The organism is Nocardiopsis sp. NPDC055879, from assembly GCF_053615935.1.
In genome coordinates this window covers 205,439-222,401 of sequence record NZ_JBSHCT010000004.1, presented here as the reverse complement: position 1 = coordinate 222,401, position 16,963 = coordinate 205,439, and the positions used below count along the sequence as shown (strand labels likewise).

Genomic DNA, 16,963 nt, shown 5'->3' with positions numbered 1-16,963 from the left:
AGCCACCGAACACACTCACACCGGAGAGGGGAAGAATGCCTGACCTGCACGACATCATGAACATCGTCGCCGACGGCGCGGACAACAGCGACGGGGACTACCCCCGCATGCCAAGCATCGACTCGATCATCGGCCCGGATGTGAAGTGGGTGGATCACGGAAGATACCACCACTCGAAGGACACCAAACCTTTCGTCGGCTTCGAGTGGCACTACGGCGGAAACGAGATGGACCGCTGGTGGGCCATGAGAAAGCCCGGGATGAAGTACGTCCCGGGGTTCGGACCCTACTCCAGCGGCTATTACACGGTTCATGACTGGGACTATGCCGGGTACACCATGAAGTCGGGCCTGTGGGGAGAACAGAACCCGGTGGACGGGGCGGAAGCCGCCGAGGTGGAGAAACCTTTCCTGGATGCCTTGCAAAAGATCTCCAATGTCATACCGAACTCTCTCGACAATCTCGATGCCGGGAAAACAGGAAATTTCGAGTGGGGTCCCACCGGGAAAGTTATCGGCGACCTCCTGAACTTGAAATTCCTATTCGAGGAACACGGGGAAGGGTCGGATTCGAACGGTACCCTGTTGACGGCGTACAAGAATCTCGATATTCCCGAAGGCCCGATGACCGGCGCCGCCGCCTCAATGTTCGGCGCGAAACTCTATCATCTGTTCCATCGCTTCAGGGACATGGAATCCCAGATCCGGAACAATCACGAGGCGATCAAAAATATCAAGGAGGCGATCTCCAAACCCGCCAGGGATCTCCAGGGAGCCGTCAAAGACGCATTGAAAGAAGATTCATACAGGATGCGAGCCGTTCTCGACCACTGGTATTTCAAGGAGAGCATCGGCAAGCAAAAATGGAATCACGGGACCGGCCAGTTCTGGATCAAAATCACAGAAACCTCCTGGGGCCCGGTCAGCAATCCCACCACCGATGAGAACGTCAACAACCGACTGAAGGAAATCTGGAAGGAAAACTTTAAGGATGTGATCAACAAGGCGAACAGCCTCTACGACACACTGAATGAGGTATACACCGACGCCAACAGGAAGTTGAAGGTCATCGAGCCCCCGGAGGGGCAGATCCCTATCACCATGGCGCCTGACCTCGGCGCCGATGGGAACCCCGAGGGCCCCGACATGCCCGATATGCCTGACTTCCCGGATGAGATCGATTTCAAGTTCGATGACGACGTCTTCGGCGGCCCCGAAGGTCCCGGCCCTGAAAGTCCCGGCCCCGGAGATGGCGGCCCCGAGATCCCGGATTGGATGCAGGATCCCCCTTCCATCGGAGGCCCCGAATTCGACTACGAAAGTCCGGGTGGTGGGGACGACGTCCCGACCCCTGGGCCTCCGCCCTTCGTTCCAGGTTCCCCGCCCGCGGTCCCCCCGACCGGTTCGGAGACCCCACCACCCTTCGTCCCAGGCTCCCCGCCCGCGACCCCACCGACCGGTTCCGAGACCCCACCACCCTTCGTCCCAGGCTCCCCGCCCGCGACCCCACCGACCGGTTCCGAGACCCCACCACCCTTCGTCCCAGGCGCACCGCTACCGCCGATGCCCTCCCCCGGGGCCTCTGGCTCCAGACCCCCCTCCCCCAGTGGGAGTTTCCCGCCACCGACGGCGCTGGAAATCGATCCGGAGACCGGGCTGCCGATCAACCCCGAGACCGGACGCCCCTTCCCCGTCGACCCCGACACCGGCATCCCTTTCGTCCCCGGCACCGACCTGCCCCTCCATGTCGATCCCGAGACCGGAAGCGCTCTTCCCATCGATCCGGTCACCGGGCTGCCCGTACAGGACGGCGGCACCCGACTCGACATGGATCCGCAGACGGGGCTGCCGATCAACCCCGAGACCGGACGCCCCTTCCCCGTCGACCCCGACACCGGCATCCCCTTCGTCCCCGGCACCGACCTGCCCCTCCAATACGACCCGGTCACGGGACAGGTGGCGCCGATCGACCCCGTCACCGGGCTGCCCACGGCACCGGACCCGACCTACCCGTCCCCCACCGACTTCGACACCGAACTCCCGCCCCTGCCGGAGAGCGTCTACGAGAACCCCGTAACCGGGGAACCCGCCGAGATCAATCCAAGAACCGGCCTGCCGTACCAGATCGACCCGGATACCGGCGAGGCCATCAAGGGGGAAAGGCCGCCCCCGGAGTTCGCGGCCCCTCCCCCGACCCCCATCAATTCCTCCCTGCCGGTCCGCGAGGGGCCCGCTCCGCTGGACCTCAACTACGGGGGTGTGAACACCCCTCCCCCGACCTCCTCTTCCGGTCCCGGGGGCGTGGACTCGGGGAACTCCGGTGCGGCGTTCGGGGCTCCCCCCGGCGCGGGTGGAACACAGATGCAGGCCGGTGGAGAACCAGGAGGTTTCGGTGGCAACGCGCCCGCCGGAACGCACACCGGTATGCCCGGCGGTGGCATGCCGATGATGCCCCCGATGGGTGGCATGGGCGGTGGAGGCGGTGGTGGTGGAGACAACGGTCGCGAGCGCAACCGAGCCACCTGGCTCTCCGAGGACGAGAAGGTCTGGGGCACCGACAAGACCCGCGGCAAGGCGGTATTGGGCCGTCCCGTGCCCGGCGAGAAGAAGGGAACCACCCGTCATGAGTTCATCGATGCGGGAGCAGATGGAAACCGACCTGGCACGACTTCAAACGACGATGCGAGAACTGGAGGACGCAAGCGCAAACCTGGAGTCGGCAACAGAAGAGGTAACGGCCAAGAACAGACTCGTGACGGCGACGGTCGACGCGACCGGTCGTCTGACTGAGCTGAAGTTCCACACCGACGGCTATCGGAGCATGGCCCCCGCGGAGCTGTCCTCGGCCCTGGTCGAGGTGATCGACCGTGCCCAGCGACAGATGGCGGAGCGGGTCGCCGGAGTGTACGACTCCTTCGCCCCTGAGGGCATCGACACGGCCGCCGTCATGCGCGGCGAGGTGGACGTGGAACAGACCCTCCGTGCGATGGGGGTCTCCCTGGACGACTTTCGATGACCATACGTCCCTAACGAGCATCACGACCGAAGGAGGAGGACGATGTCCGCAGCGGGTCAGGGCCTGTCCGCCGATCCCGATGGGATCAATCAGGACGGTAAACGGATCTACGAGGCCGCCGACTACACCGACGAGATCGTGAACCACGCTCTCACCGGTCGTGAACCCCACGGGGTGCCGTGGGGGGAGGAGGGCGACTACTCGCAGAAGATGCAGGAGACACTCGGCAAGGCCGAGGACATCCTGTGGGAGCTCCTCCCCATGATCGCCTCGGCCCAGCGTCAGGCCGCCGACGGGACCCTGCGCACCGCGGGAGGCTTCGGGAACACCGAGGAGAGCAACGTCGACCTGTCCGGTGCGATCGACACCCCATTGCCCGGGGGTCGACGGTGACCGTTTCTCCCCCGAGTGGGAACGATCGCGGAACGCCCGCGGAGGAGCCCTCAGGGCAGAACGCGACACACGCGTTCCGTGCCGCCCTGTCCGAACCCGCGCACCAACGACCGGCCTTCGAGGAGGTGGCGGCCTCCCCCTCCGTGGCCGGCCGTACCCCCGCCCCGGCCGTGTCCGAGGCCGATCAGGAGCCGGTGCCTTCCAGGGAGCCGACCGCGATCATCGCCGACCCCGGTGGGAGGGGTGCCGGGGAAACGGACACCGAACCGGCCCTCGACCGTCCCGGGGCGCCCGTGCTGGCCGGCGCCGCCATCGCGGGGGCGCTCCTCGTCGTCGCCCCGTTCGCCGTGTCCGCGAGTATGCCCGCGGTGTCCCTGAGCACCGTCGCCCCACAGTCCCCCGTGTCGAGCGCGCTCGGTGATCAGACCGCGGACGGTTCCGCACGAGTGGGCGGGGAGGCCGCCTCGGTGACCGACGCGGGTGGTGGCGGCTCGCCCGTGACCGAAAGCGTCGCCGACCCCGGGTTCGTACCGCAGGTCCAGGAAGGAAGCACCAACCCTTCTCTCCCCGATCCTGGCTCCGCGTCGGAAGGAGCGGGAGCGATCCAGACCTCGGCACCGGCCACTCAGGAGGCGGACCCCCTGCCCCCGGAGGACACTCCCCAGAGCACCGGGGCAGAGGGCACGACCACCGAGGACGGTTCCCCTGAGGCGGCCGGTGGCACCGAGACGGCCTCAGGTGAGGCGTCCGAGAGCGGAACGGCCACCGACAGCACCGAGGAGGGCACCCCCGAAGAGACCGCGGCCGGCGAAACGGAGACCACCTCGGGCGGGGAGAACACCCCGGCATCGGCCGAGAACGACGCGACCGATGCCGGCACGTCGTCGGAAGCGGGCGGCGAGGAAACGACCGCGCAATCATCCTTGGACGGCACCGACACCCCGGAGTCGGCGTCGATCCTCGAGAACGCGACCGAGACGATCGTCCCCGTGGAGGAGCGCTACCGTGTTCTCACCGGGCCCGGCTGCACCGGTACGGCCGACTCCTCCTACGGCGGAGAGGGTAGGTGGCAGAGCGCCGAGGATTCCGCCGGCTGGACCACGCGTCCCGGCGGCTACGACCAAGAGGGATGCGATGGTTCCTACGAAGCGATCCCCGTGTCCGGTGACCCCGAAAAGGGCGACCACCAGTTCGCCGCCTGGACCTTCACGCCGGGCGAGGAGGGCGCGGTCTGCGAGATCTACGTCCACGTGCCCGAAGACGAGAGCCCACTGTGGATCGCCGGCGGGGAGACCCGGTATCGGATCCACCCTGGAGAAGACGGCACCGAGCCACCGGTGGCGGTGTTCGGCTTCGACCAGTCCGAGATCGCGGGCGGGTGGGTACAGGTGACCGGGTTCGTGTCCCCCGCCGAAGCGTTCACGGTGCGGCTCACCAACGCGGGTGAGGACCCGTTCCCCAATGACGAGCACACGAACGCCCACGTGGCCGCCTCGGCCATGCGAGCCGACTGCTCTTGACACATCCCCCACGTGGGACCACGAAGGTCCCCCGGACAGGAAGGCAACCGATGAGCAGGCAGCTCCTCACCGTCAACCCCGACGCCCAGGGAGCACACGAGACGATCTCGTCCGCGCTGGAAGCGGCGGTCGGCGACGCGGTCATCACCATCGCCCCGGGGCGCTACGAGGAGAGCCTCGTCCTGCGCGAAGTGGTCACACTGGTCTCACGCGACGGGCGTGGAACCGTGGAGATCACCAGTGCCTCGGGCAGTGTTGTGTTGTCCGGGGCGGAGGCGGTCAAGCTCGACGGACTGGTGCTGCGTTGCCGCGACGAGGAACGTCCGACCGTGGACGTCGCGGCGGGCGAGGTCGAGATGGCGGACTGCGAGGTGTACGGGGCGGCGTGGTCCGCCGTGTCCATCCGGGCCGAGGGCGGACTCGCGATGCGCGACTGTCGTGTCTGCTGTTCCGAGGGAGCGGGTGTGGTCGTGGTGTCCTCCGGGCGAACGACCATCGAGGACTGCCTCATCGAGGACGTCAAGACCAGCGCCCTGGTGATCGGAGAACAGGGACGGCCCTGGGTGCGCTCCTGCGTGCTCAGGGACGCGGGCGGCAACGGCCTGTTCGCGAGCGGCAGGGCCGCGGGCACCCTGGAGGACTGCGAGATCACGGCCACCGGCAAACCCGGGGTCGCCTTCGAGGAGGGCGCGGCCACCACCCTGCGACGGCTGCGCGTGCACAACACGGAGAGGGAGGGGATCACCCTCTCCAGCCAGGCGCGCCCCGTCGTGGAGGAATGCGTCGTCGAGGAGACCGGGGGCGACGGGGTCGTGGTGCGCGGTGGCTGCGACCCCCAGGTGAGCGGCCTTCGGGTGATCAGGCCCCAAGGGACCGGGATCCACGTCACCGAACGCGCGCGGGGCCTGTTCCAGTCGTGTGAGGTGGAGGAAGCGGGCGCGGACGCCCTGCGCTCGGGTGGTCGCGCCTCGACCACCTTCCTCCAACTGAACGTGAGGGGCGGCGGTGGGCTCCTCCTGGCCGAGGACGGCGTGGTGGAGTTCGATCGCGGCGGTGTGCGCGACACCCGAGGCCACGGCATCGTCGTCACCGGCGGCGCCCCCTTCCTTCGGGGGATGACGGTGGAGGACACCGGCGGCCACGGAGCGCTCCTGGAGGGCTCCGCGCGAGGACGGTTGGAGGGGATGACCTTCGAGCGCACCAAGAACGCCTCCGTGGCGGTGCGCGAGGGCGGGCGGGTCGAGTTGGAGGGCGCCCGGATCGTGCAGAGCCGGGACGTGGGCGTGGTCGTGGGTTCCGAGGGAGAGGCGGACGTGCGGGACTGCGAGATCGCGGAGTCGACCGGCGACGGCGTGTCGATCCGCGGAGGCGGCCGGGCCACCGTCCTTCGGACCAGGGTCCGCGAGGGTCGACGCAACGGTGTGCTGGTGACCGCCAACGCCGAAGCGGCCCTGCGACGCTGTGAGGTGTTCGGCAACCGGGCGGACGGCATCCTGGTCCACTCGACCGAAGAGGTGGTGGTGGAGAACTGCACGGTGCGCGACAACGGACGATCCGGTCTGCGCCAGACCGTGGCCGGCCAGAACACCCACGCCGAGGACCTGTTCAGCCAGGGGAACGGCTCCCCCGACGCCTTCGGGGAGATGGCGGGCACCGCCGTACCCCTCGCGCCACTGGAGGAGGACGAGGCCGAAACCGAGGCGGAGGAGGGCACGGGACCGCTCGCGGAACTGGACGCCCTCGTCGGGCTGGCCAACGTCAAGAACGAGGTCCGCACCCTGATGACCCGCAACCAGATGGCGCAGCGGCGCGCGGAGATGGGGCTGCCCAGTCCGCCGATGAGCCGCCACCTCGTCTTCGGGGGCGCTCCGGGCACCGGTAAGACCACCGTGGCCCGCCTGTACGGGCGTGTGCTCTCCGAACTCGGTGTGCTGAAGTACGGTCACGTCGTGGAGGTCGCCCGGGCCGACCTCGTCTCCCAGTACGTGGGCGGGACGGCCATCAAGACCACCGAGGTGTTCGAACGCGCCAAGGGCGGGGTGCTGTTCGTCGACGAGGCCTACACCCTCTCCGAGGGAAACGACTCCGGTAAGGGCCCCGACTTCGGTCGCGAGGCGATCGACACCCTGGTGAAACTGATGGAGGACCACCGGGACGAGGTCGCCGTCATCGTGGCCGGCTACACCGAGAACATGGACCGGTTCTTGGCGGCCAACCCCGGACTCGCCTCCCGGTTCAGCAGGACCATCGAGTTCGTCAACTACGAGGACGCCGAACTCGTGGAGATCGTGAACAGGCTCTGCGAGGGGAACAGCTACCGGCTGTCGCCCGAGGCGGAGGCGGCCCTGCTCCGGCACTTCGAGCAGACACCCAAGGGCCCGACCTTCGGCAACGCCCGCGCGGCCCGCAAGGTGTTCGAGGAGATGATCGACCGGCAGGCGGCCCGGCTCGGCGCTTCCTTGTCCGAGGACCACGACTCCCTCACCCTCCTTCTCCCGGAGGACCTCGGGGTCTCGGCGGACGCGCCGCCCTCGGCGGACGAACGCCAACGGCAGATCACCGAACTGCGCGAGGAACTGGACGCGCTGGTGGGGCTCGGACAGGTCAAGGACACCGTCAACGACCTCACCAACCTGCTGCTCATGGCCGAACAACGCGCGGCCATGGGGCTTCCGGTGTCACAGATGAGCCACCACCTGGTGTTCACCGGTCCCCCCGGTACCGGTAAGACCACGGTCGCGCGGCTCTACGGGCGTCTGCTCCACACCCTGGGCGCCCTGCCGGCGGAGCACGTGGTGGAGGCGGCCCGTTCGGACCTGGTCGGACGCTACGTCGGCCACACCGCGCAGCTCACGGCGGAGGTGTTCGAGAAGGCGCGCGGAGGGGTGCTGTTCGTCGACGAGGCCTACACCCTGACACCGCGCGGGGAGGGCAACGACTTCGGGCAAGAGGCCGTGGACACCCTGCTGAAGCTGATGGAGGACCACCGGGACGAGGTCGCCGTCATCGTCGCCGGCTACCCCGTGGAGATGGACCGCTTCATGGCCTCCAACCCGGGCCTGGCCTCCCGGTTCAACCACCGGGTGGAGTTCCCGTCCTACAGCGACGACGAACTGGTCACCATCATCACCCGCATGTCCGCGTCCTCCGGTTACGAGTGCGCTCCGGACACACTGGCGGCGCTGGCGGGGCACTTCTCGACGATCGAACGGGACGGCTCCTTCGGTAACGCCCGGTACGCGCGCCAGGTCCTGGAGCGCATGATCACACGACAGGCGGGCCGCCTGATGCAGGTCGGCCCCTCGGCCACACGGGAGGACTTCACCACCCTGCTGCCGGCGGACATCCCCTGACCCGAGAGCGTGGGGCCGGGGCTCATACGTGGCCCCGGTCCCGCGCCGGTTCCGCTTTCCGTTCGTCGGCCGGTCGGGGGGTGCGGGCGGCGGGGGTGAGCATCGCCGCCACGATGACCAGGACCAGGACCACGATCATCGCCGGGCGGAGCCCGAACTGTTCACCCAGGATTCCCAGGGCGGGAGGCCCGACGAGGAAGGCGATGTAGCCGATCGTGGCGGCGAAGGAGACCCGGGCCGCCGTCTCCGCGCCACTGGTTTCACCCCCGGTGTCGCCCGCGGCGGACAGCGCCACCGGGAAGCCGAGCGAGGCCCCCAGCCCCCAGAGGACCACCGAGGCCACGACCAACGGCTGGTGGTCGATGAAGATCACCCCCGCCATCCCGAAGGCACCGATGGCCGCGCTGGCGGCCAACACCGGTGCGCGACCGAACCTGTTGACGAACGACCCACCGACGAACCGGCCCAGCGTCATCGCCGTGGCGAACACGGCGAAGATGGCCGAACCCCAGACGGCGTCGAACCCGTGTCCGTCGACCATGACCAGCGGGAGCCAGTCGTTGGCCGTTCCCTCGGCCATCGCCAGGGCCAGGATGACACCACCCAGGAGGACCAGACGGGTGTCCCGCCATGGAGCCGCCTTGGGGGTGGGTTCGGAGACGGTGTGGTCGACGATCTCGCGGCGACCGAAGCCGACGGGGATACGTCCGATGCTCAGCGCCGATCCGACCAGGATGACGACGCTCATGAGGAGCATGTGGGCGACCACGGGGAACCGAAGGGCCGTCGCGAGCAGGCCGAAGCAGGCACCGACGGCCGTTCCCAGACTGAAGAACCCGTGCATGGCGGGCATGACCGACCGGACGAGCAAACGTTCGACCTCGGCCCCCTCCACGTTCAGAGCGACTTCCCCACTGCCCATGCCGAGCCCGAAGAGCGCCAACCCGAACGCGACCAGCGCCCCGTTACCGGCCATCGCTCCCAGGCCCACCACGCCCACGCCCACGGCGGTCGACAGCATGCCGGCGACGATGATCGGTCGTGTCCCGAACCGGGAGACCAGCGGGCCCGAGCTCAGGATCCCGGTCATGGACCCCACCGACAGCCCGAACAGGATGAGCCCCATCTGGGCGGTGTTGGCGCCCACCAGGTCTCGCACGTCGGGCGTGCGGGTCACCCATGACGACATGCCCAACCCGGGGAGGAGGAACAGCACGAACAGCGCGTTGCGCCGTTTGATCGCGGAATCGGGCATGGGTGTCGACCCTCGGTTTTCGAGCGGAGAGGTGAGCAAGGAATTGAGAGTGTACAAACGTACGCACTTTGTTCCGGGGAAGTCAACCGCCTAGAATCCGGGCCATGCCGAGAAGCCGCCGGGATGTACCGAACGACCCCGACCGTAAGATCCGCATCCTCGACGCCACCCTCGAAGTCATCGTCGAACACGGCGTACACCGCACCACGCACCGGCGCATCGCCGCGCGGGCCCAGGTGCCCTTGGGCTCGGTGACCTACCACTTCACCAACCTCGACGACGTCCTGGCCCGAGCCTTCGCCCGGCTGATGGAGCGCATGTCCGCCCAGTACCGGGAACACATGGAGAACGCCTCCTCACGCGCGGAGGCCGAGGCAGCGGTGGTCGACCTGATCTGCGGCCCGACGTACGCGTCACCGACGTACATGTCGAAGGAACAGATGCTCCTGCTCTTCGAGATGTACACCTACGCCCGCCACAACGTCGCCGTGGCGGACCTGACCCGAACCTGGCTGTACACCAGCCGGGAGAGTCTCGCGCTGCACTTCGCGCCGAACACGGCCAAGGCCCTGGACGTGCTCATCGAGGGTTGGCCCATTCAAGCCACCTTCGAGAGGACCCCGCCGGAGCGGGAGCTCGTGGCGGCGGCGGTCCACGCGATCAGCGCAGCGATGGAGACCCGGGAAGCGGAGACGAATGATCCGAAGGGAACGAACAGCCCTGCCTGACCGCTACTGACGGGACCAGCGCTGCGGACGGGTAACCGGGCGGGGCGGGTAACCGGGCGGGGCGGGGAAGAAGGCGGGGCGAGGAAGGGAGCGCGGCGGGCAGGGCGGGTCGGGTCGGGGAAGGAGGCGGGGTGAGGCGGTCGGGGGCGCGGAAATCTGGTGGGGTTTCGGGTGTCTTGGTGGGGCGCCTTAGGTCGGGGCTCTTCCGGTGGTCTGGCGGGGTGGGGGTGTGTGGGTGGGGCGCCTCGGGTCGGGGTCCTGCGGGTTGTTGGGCGGGGTGGGGGTGGGTTCTCCCTCCTTCCCCGCCGCGTGATTGTTGCCGCCCGCACCGCACGCGTCAAGGCGATGTCGGGTTCTGTGGCAGCGGTGTTGGTGGCCTTGACCCGTGCGGTGCGGGCGGCGGTTTGGCGGCTATCGGGGAAGGGGGGAGAGTGGTTGGGGTTCCAAGGGCCCCGGGCTTCGCCCGGTCCGGCCGCAGGCGGCCGGATGCCTTCCCCTCCGCCTGGCTGTCTCGTGGGCCGCGTCGCCACTACGTGACGGGTGAGGTCACGAAGTACCCGCTACAGGTGGGCCATGGGGCAGGCCGCGTCCCCGCGGTGGCCGGCCCTGGTCTTCTCAGCGATGATCTTGCTCGTAGCGCCATGTTGGGCGCCCAACATGGCGCTACGGACAAGATCATCATGATGAAGAGACAACACGGGGTCGGTGGTGTCGGTGGGCCGGTACCGGGGGTGGCAGCCGTGCCGACACCCCCGATGGGAGCCACTGTGGCCCCGGAATGTGGCTCCGGGTAGGGGGTTCGAGGCGGGGACATGCCGATATCCCCACAGGACACAGGGCCCTTGGGGTCTGACACCCGCTTGGGGGTGATCTCGGGGTGGTGGTGTTCCACCTGGCGGAAACACGTGGTGGAAGCGGATGGTGGTGGTTAGAGGGCGGTGGCTGGGGCTGGCTCCCCCTCACCATCCCCTGACTCGGATTCTTTTCCTGCTTCCTGGCGGTTCTGGGCGTGGTGGTGCTCCCAGATCTGCCGGTTCACCTTGGCCTGCAACCGGTGCTTAAGCCGGTTATGGGTCGAGCAGAGCACCTGCATGTTGTCGGCGCTGGTGGCCCCGCCGTGGGAGAAGGGGACGATGTGGTCGTACTGCGACCAGCTACGCGGCATGTCGCAGCCTTCGTGCCACTCGCAGTAGGGCTTCTTGAACCCGGCCGCCTGGCGCACCGTGTCCGGAGCGCACCGCTGCTTTCGCCCCACATCCAACAGAGTCCGGCCCTGGGCGTCGGTCACGAACCGGCGCAGCCAACTCTGCGGGGTCAGACGGGCCACCATCTGGTCCGGGATGACCACACCATCCTCGGTGGTGGCGGGTTCAGCCGTCCCGTCTCCGAGGAAACGTTTGAGGGGCACGGTGATGTTCAACGTGGCCAACGGTTGGCGGCTCAGGCTGGAGCAACCCCGGTGGGTCAGAGCGGTCTCGAAGATGCGCATCATCGCGTCATAGGTGCGCTGATGCTTCGGCATCGCGGCGTTATCGGGCCCATACGGTTCGGTGTAGGCCTCCAGGGCGGCCTGGATCAGCTCGTTATCGGCCCCCGGCCCCCACATCCGCAACAAAAACCCGGACTCGAACGTAGGCGAGAACTGCGCACCCCGGTTCTCGAACGTTTCGTCATAGTCCCGGTCGGCTTTGTCGGGGTCCAGACGGGCGACGAACCATTTCGCCGCGTCCCGCAACTGGCGCACCGAAGCCTGCGGGCACTCCTGCTTATAGGCGATCAGCCCGTATTCCAACCGGGCCCGAAACCCCTCCACCGAAGGACGCTGGGCACGGAATTCCTCATCCGCCGTTTCCAGGACCTTCGCCCACTCGGTGGTGGCTTTTTCGGTGGAGGTCGCGATGGCGCACGCCTCACCCAGCGACAAGACCTCACCTTGGAAGGCTTCTTCCACCAAGGGCAGCTGCTGCTGGTACAACGCTCGGGCGAGGGTGGCAAGGCTCTTGGCCTCGGTCGGAGAGGTCCCCCACTGGTGGGTGATCCACGCCTGGATACTGCGCTGGCCACCCTCTTCCAACAGGGCACCGGTGGCCTCCAGGCGGGCCAGGGCGGGCAACATCCCGTAGCGGATCCGGTCTGTTTCCTGGTTGAGTCGGCCGAACTGGGCGAGCACATCGCCCTCGCACCCGAACGGGATATCCCGGACGGAGAATTCCACCGCCATCTCCCGTGCACCCGCCATCGCCTGATCGACCGGGGTGTTCCCGGTCGGGCTCGGTGCGTGGGGAGGAAAGCTCATACTCTGATTATATGCGAACACCCCAGGAAATGGCAGGCTTACCGGCGGGTATATTCAACCTATTTCCAGGGCGGCGAATGTGCCTACCGTAGATGGGGTGGCCATTCTGGGTTATCCACAACCCCTTCCCCTATGACCGGATCCACCTATCACGGAGATGCTCCTAGCGACTTCGAGGGAAGGGGCTCTGAAGAGAAACGATCTTGTCCGTAGCGCCATGTTGGGCGCCCAAATGGGCGCTACGAGCAAGATCATCAGGGAGAGAGCCTCACCGGTGCCGGCTACCGCGGGGACGCGGCCCGCCCCGTGCCTCACCTGTAGCGGGTCCTTCGTGACCGGGCCCGTCACGTAGTGGCGACGCGGCCCACGAGGACACCAGGCGGAGGGGAAGGCATCCGGCCGGCTACGGCCGGAGTGGGCCGAAGGCCCGCAGGGCCGTTGGGACCTCAACCACTCTCCCCCCTTCCCCGATAGCCGCCAAACCGCCGCCCGTGCCGTACGGGTCAAGGCCACCAGCCCGATCGCTACAGCACTCAACATTGCCTTGACGCGTGCGGTGCGGGCGGCAACAATCACGCGGCGGGGAAGGAGGGAGAACCCACCCCCACCCCGGCAGGCCACCCGCAGGATCTCTAGCCGAGGCGCCCCACACACCCACCCACACAACGCCCAACAACCCCACGACTCCCACCCCCCAGGCGCCCCACCACACCACACCCCACACCCGCCTTCCCCCCTCCACCCCCTTCCCCGCTCCTCCTTCGCCCCTCCCCTATCGCCTCTCCCCTAGGCATCGTGCTCGTCGTCGAACCTTTCCCGGGCCTGGTCCACTTCAGGCATATACGCGGTGGCCCAACCGAAAAGCGCGTCGATGAGCTCCTGCAGCGTGTTCCCCAGTGCGCTGATGCGGTACTCGACGGCGACCGGCCGGGTGCTGATGACCACTCGTTCGACCATGCCGTTGCGCTCCAGCCGACGCAGTGTGGTGGTCAGGGACTTTTGCGACACGGTCGGGATCACCCGGCGCAGCTCGTTGAAACGACGCGGGCTCTCGCACAGCTTGTCGAGCACCAGCAGCGACCATTTGTCGAGCACCTGGTCCAGCAGCTCACGATGCTCGCCGGCGATCTGGGAGTGACCGGCCTGAGTGACGGTGGTTTCGTTCATGAAACCTAGTCTCGTTGAAGTTCCCTTTCTTGCCTAGGTATCAATGAGCTACCACCCATCAAGGAAGGGAATCTCCCATGACCGTCCAGCTCTCCACCCCCGAAGGCATGTTCCAACCGGTGCCCTACCACCACGTCTCGGTCGCCACTGGCACGCGACACGTCCACGTCGCGGGTCAGATCGCCCGGAACGAGAAGGCCGAACACCTCTCGCCCGGTGACCTCGCCGGACAGATCGCCCACTCACTGCGCAACATCGCGCGGGGTCTGGCCGGGGCCGGGGCGAGCTTCTCCGACGTCGTGCGCCTCCGGTTCTTCGTCACCGACTGGCAACCGGAGAAATACACCGACTTCATGGCGGGCATCGAAAGCGTCGTCGAGGAGTTGGGGATCCCGCAGCCGCTGCCGCCGCTCTCGGCGATCGGAGTGGACTACCTCTTCGAGCCCGACGTCCTGGTCGAGGTCGAGGCGGAGGCCATCCTCGACTGAGGCGTGTCGGCGGGCCGACCGGCCCGCCGACGCGTTGTCTCCGTCATCGGAGAACCCCGTCAGGAGACCTCGGTGAGACCGCACCATTGCGCGATGAACAGGGCGATGGACTTGGTGATCCGCCGTACGGACTCGATGTCGACCCGCTCGTCGTACCCGTGGATGGCCTCGGAGATCGGACCGTAGACCAGTGCGGGAATCCCCTGGTAGAGGGCGTAAACGCGCCCGTCGAGGTAACCGGGGGTGGTGAAGGTGCGCAGCTCTTTCTCGAAGACGGTCGCGTGCGCCCGTCGCAGGACGTTCTCCGCGTCCGTGCCCTCGGGCAGGACGTAGCCCTGGGCGTAGAAGCCGGTCCGCTCCCCCACCGCCTCGATGGGATGGCCCGAATCGTCGGTGACGGTGCTCCGCAGGACATCCTGGATCTGCTCCCAGGCGTCGTCGGCGCTCACCCCCGGGTAGATCGCGGCTCGTACCTGAAGCTCGCACCAGGCGGGAACGCTGGAGGGCCAGTCACCTCCGGTGATCCCACCGAGGTTGAAGTTGATGGGATGGTCCAGGTCCTCGAAGTAGGGGTGGTCCTCCTTCTCCTGGTTCCAACGCAGTTCGAGTTCACGCAGCCTTCCCATGACGTGGTGGGCGGCGTCGATCGCGTTGAATCCCGAGGACATCTCCCTCGGGTGCGTGGGGTGGCCCGCGACCCGCACGTTGAACCAGATGACGCCGACGTTGGCTCGGACGAGCATGTCCTCCTCGGGTTCGGGGATCAGTACGGCGTCGGCCGTGTAACCGCGCTGGATCGTCGCGATCGCACCGTTGCCGGTGCACTCCTCCTCGGCCACGGACTGGAAGTGGATGCGTCCGGCGGGCGCGAATCCGGCCTTGAGCACGGCGTCGTAGGCGAACAGGTTGGCGGCCAACCCCGCCTTCATGTCGCCACTGCCACGGCCATGGAGCCAGCCATCGATCACGGGAGCGTCCCAGGGCGACCTGGACCACTCTTCGAGGGGACCTTCGGGGACGACGTCGATGTGACCGTTGAGGATCAGCGAGCGGCCTTCACCGTGCACGGGTGTGTACGTCCCCACCACGTTCTCGACGCCTTCGTAGGAGACCTTGATCTCGCCCGCGCCGGGGTGGGCGGCGATCTCCTCGGCGTCGAGTTCCCAGCGGTCCATGGCCAGGCCGCGCCGGGACATGGCCTCGTACATGAGGTCTTGGGCCGAGGCCTCCTGGGTGCGCAGGGAGGGGTGGCGTACGAGTTCCCGGGTGAAGGCCAACTGGGAGTCGAAGGCTTCGTCGACCGCTCGGTCGATGCGCGCGATGATGTCGGGCGTGAGGCTCACGTGCGGATCTCCTGACTCGGGGTTGTGGTGGGAAGGGGCGTCTCAGGCCCTGGTTCGCGTGTCCTTGATCCTGATCCGCTCACCGGCGAAGCCGCCGAGCGCGGTGATGACGCAGATGCCGATGAGAACCAGCACGGCGGGCCAGGAGGCACCGTCGTCCACGACCAGGAGCGCGGTGGCGATGAGCGGGAGGAACCCGCTGAGGGTCCCGGCCAGGTTGTAGCCCAGGGAAACACCGCTGTAGCGCAGCCGGGGCGGGAAGAGGTCGGCCAGGAGTGCGCCGGTGACGGCGTAGGCGAGGGTGATGAGGCAGATCCCGGTGGTCACCGCGATGGTGATCGCCCACGGGTCGGCCGTGTCGATGAGCCAGAACAGGGGGAAGGCCGCCGCTCCCGTGGCCACGGCACCGATCACCGTCATTCGGCCGGGCCCGAAGCGCTCGGCCACGCGTCCGGCGAGCAGGGTCGTGACGATCTGGAAGAGGGCCGCGACGAGCGTCGCGTTCACGACCATCTGTCGGTCGACCTCCAGGACACTGGAGGCGTAGGAGACCACGAACGTCGTCATCATGTAGAAACCACCGACGCCCAGGAGCGCCGCGGCGACCGCCACGAGCAGGCGGCCACCCGCTTCACGGAACAGGGCCAGGGCGGGCACCTTGGCACGGTCCTCCATCTGCACGAGTTCCTGGAAGACGGGGGACTCCTCCACCCTCATGCGGATGTAGAGCGCGATGCCCAGCAGGGGGAAGGCCAGGAGGAAGGGAAGACGCCATCCCCAGGCGTCGAACTCGGCCGCGGGCAGCAGCAGCACCGCGGAGAAGGCGGCGGAGGAGATGAGCGTACCCACCGGGGATCCGACCTGGACCAGGGCCGCGTAACGGGCGCGTTGCCGTTCGGGGGCGTGCTCGATGGCGATGGTGATCGCGCCACCCCACTCACCGCCCACGGCCAGTCCCTGCAGGAGCCGCAGGACCGCCAGCAGGATCGGTGCCGCGAGCCCGATCGCGAGGTAGTCGGGGAGCAGCCCGATGAGCCCGGTCGCGCAGCCGATCATGACGATGGTGGCCAGCAGCGCGGGGCGTCGGCCATAACGGTCACCGACGTACCCGAAGATCAGCGCGCCGATGGGCCTGGCGGCGAAGCCGACACCGAAGGTCGCCAGAGCCGCCATGAGACCCGCGTTCGGATCGAGGTCGGTGAAGAACAGGCGGTTGAAGACCAGTGCCGCGGCCATGCCGAACAGGAAGTAGTCGTACCACTCAAGGGCGGTCCCGACGAAGGCGGCGAAGGCGATCCGCCGCGCGTCGGAGGCGTTGACCGTCGGTCCGGCCCCGCCTGGGGCGGCCTGGTCCGGTTGTGACATGTGTTCCTCCGGGAGATGAGCATCGGCCGGACAGTGCGTG

General features: G+C 67.7%; 12 protein-coding genes. 7 read left to right on the top strand and 5 right to left on the bottom strand.

What is annotated here, in order from left to right:
- Positions 1–35 precede the first annotated feature (35 nt).
- Genes ACWGKS_RS06460 through ACWGKS_RS06440 form a run of 5 tightly spaced genes read left to right on the top strand, consistent with a single transcriptional unit; the run spans position 36 to position 8,281 of the window.
- Positions 36–2,789 carry a hypothetical protein gene (locus ACWGKS_RS06460; RefSeq protein WP_452521960.1) on the top strand — a complete coding sequence of 918 codons (2,754 nt, stop codon included), beginning with the start codon at positions 36–38 and terminating at the stop codon, positions 2,787–2,789.
- The gene (locus tag ACWGKS_RS06455; RefSeq protein WP_358507988.1) at positions 2,680–3,015 is read left to right on the top strand and encodes a YbaB/EbfC family nucleoid-associated protein; all 336 of its coding nucleotides are present in this window, start codon (positions 2,680–2,682) and stop codon (positions 3,013–3,015) included. Before ACWGKS_RS06460 ends, ACWGKS_RS06455 begins: the two co-directional genes overlap by 110 nt.
- A 42-nt stretch (positions 3,016–3,057) precedes the next feature.
- Positions 3,058–3,408: a hypothetical protein gene (locus tag ACWGKS_RS06450; RefSeq protein WP_358507986.1), complete on the top strand. Its 351-nt coding sequence runs from the start codon at positions 3,058–3,060 to the stop codon at positions 3,406–3,408.
- On the top strand, positions 3,405–4,928 hold the full coding sequence (locus ACWGKS_RS06445; protein WP_358507984.1) for a hypothetical protein: 1,524 nt from the start codon (positions 3,405–3,407) through the stop codon (positions 4,926–4,928). The genes ACWGKS_RS06450 and ACWGKS_RS06445 overlap by 4 nt, the downstream gene beginning before the upstream one ends.
- A 50-nt stretch (positions 4,929–4,978) precedes the next feature.
- Complete coding sequence (locus tag ACWGKS_RS06440; RefSeq protein ID WP_452521958.1) at positions 4,979–8,281, top strand: right-handed parallel beta-helix repeat-containing protein; 3,303 nt, start codon at positions 4,979–4,981, stop codon at positions 8,279–8,281.
- Positions 8,282–8,303: 22 nt separating this feature from the next.
- On the opposite strand, the gene ACWGKS_RS06435 is transcribed toward ACWGKS_RS06440, so the two are convergent.
- Complete coding sequence (locus ACWGKS_RS06435) at positions 8,304–9,536, bottom strand: MFS transporter (protein WP_358507980.1); 1,233 nt, start codon at positions 9,534–9,536, stop codon at positions 8,304–8,306.
- Positions 9,537–9,640: 104 nt separating this feature from the next.
- Here ACWGKS_RS06435 and ACWGKS_RS06430 point away from each other — a divergent pair, with 104 nt between their 5' ends.
- Complete coding sequence (locus ACWGKS_RS06430) at positions 9,641–10,264, top strand: TetR/AcrR family transcriptional regulator (RefSeq protein WP_358507978.1); 624 nt, start codon at positions 9,641–9,643, stop codon at positions 10,262–10,264.
- 928 nt (positions 10,265–11,192) lie between these two features.
- Here the strand turns inward: ACWGKS_RS06430 and ACWGKS_RS06425 are convergent.
- Complete coding sequence (locus tag ACWGKS_RS06425) at positions 11,193–12,560, bottom strand: HNH endonuclease signature motif containing protein (RefSeq protein ID WP_358515361.1); 1,368 nt, start codon at positions 12,558–12,560, stop codon at positions 11,193–11,195.
- 786 nt (positions 12,561–13,346) lie between these two features.
- Positions 13,347–13,727 (bottom strand): winged helix-turn-helix transcriptional regulator, encoded by a 381-nt coding sequence (locus ACWGKS_RS06420; RefSeq protein WP_358515358.1) that lies wholly within the window; start codon positions 13,725–13,727, stop codon positions 13,347–13,349.
- A gap of 77 nt (positions 13,728–13,804) precedes the next feature.
- Between ACWGKS_RS06420 and ACWGKS_RS06415 the strand changes: the two genes are divergently transcribed.
- A complete protein-coding gene (locus ACWGKS_RS06415) occupies positions 13,805–14,215 on the top strand; it encodes a RidA family protein (RefSeq protein WP_358515355.1) in 411 nt (136 codons plus the stop codon).
- A 59-nt stretch (positions 14,216–14,274) separates the two neighbouring features.
- Here the strand turns inward: ACWGKS_RS06415 and ACWGKS_RS06410 are convergent, their stop codons facing one another.
- Together ACWGKS_RS06410 and ACWGKS_RS06405 are read right to left on the bottom strand one after the other, a co-directional pair.
- Complete coding sequence (locus tag ACWGKS_RS06410; protein WP_358515352.1) at positions 14,275–15,558, bottom strand: ArgE/DapE family deacylase; 1,284 nt, start codon at positions 15,556–15,558, stop codon at positions 14,275–14,277.
- Between the two features lie 42 nt (positions 15,559–15,600).
- Positions 15,601–16,923: an MFS transporter gene (locus ACWGKS_RS06405; protein ID WP_358515349.1), complete on the bottom strand. Its 1,323-nt coding sequence runs from the start codon at positions 16,921–16,923 to the stop codon at positions 15,601–15,603.
- Positions 16,924–16,963 lie beyond the last annotated feature (40 nt).

What these genes read in the sequence shown, in the direction of transcription:
- ACWGKS_RS06440 (WP_452521958.1), top strand. Translation starts at nt 4,979, where the DNA reads ATGAGCAGGCAGCTCCTCACCGTCAACCCCGACGCCCAGGGAGCACAC.
- ACWGKS_RS06420 (WP_358515358.1), bottom strand. Translation starts at nt 13,727, where the DNA reads ATGAACGAAACCACCGTCACTCAGGCCGGTCACTCCCAGATCGCCGGC.
- ACWGKS_RS06425 (WP_358515361.1), bottom strand. Translation starts at nt 12,560, where the DNA reads ATGAGCTTTCCTCCCCACGCACCGAGCCCGACCGGGAACACCCCGGTC.
- ACWGKS_RS06435 (WP_358507980.1), bottom strand. Translation starts at nt 9,536, where the DNA reads ATGCCCGATTCCGCGATCAAACGGCGCAACGCGCTGTTCGTGCTGTTC.
- ACWGKS_RS06415 (WP_358515355.1), top strand. Translation starts at nt 13,805, where the DNA reads ATGACCGTCCAGCTCTCCACCCCCGAAGGCATGTTCCAACCGGTGCCC.
- ACWGKS_RS06450 (WP_358507986.1), top strand. Translation starts at nt 3,058, where the DNA reads ATGTCCGCAGCGGGTCAGGGCCTGTCCGCCGATCCCGATGGGATCAAT.
- ACWGKS_RS06460 (WP_452521960.1), top strand. Translation starts at nt 36, where the DNA reads ATGCCTGACCTGCACGACATCATGAACATCGTCGCCGACGGCGCGGAC.
- ACWGKS_RS06455 (WP_358507988.1), top strand. Translation starts at nt 2,680, where the DNA reads ATGCGAGAACTGGAGGACGCAAGCGCAAACCTGGAGTCGGCAACAGAA.
- ACWGKS_RS06430 (WP_358507978.1), top strand. Translation starts at nt 9,641, where the DNA reads ATGCCGAGAAGCCGCCGGGATGTACCGAACGACCCCGACCGTAAGATC.
- ACWGKS_RS06405 (WP_358515349.1), bottom strand. Translation starts at nt 16,923, where the DNA reads ATGTCACAACCGGACCAGGCCGCCCCAGGCGGGGCCGGACCGACGGTC.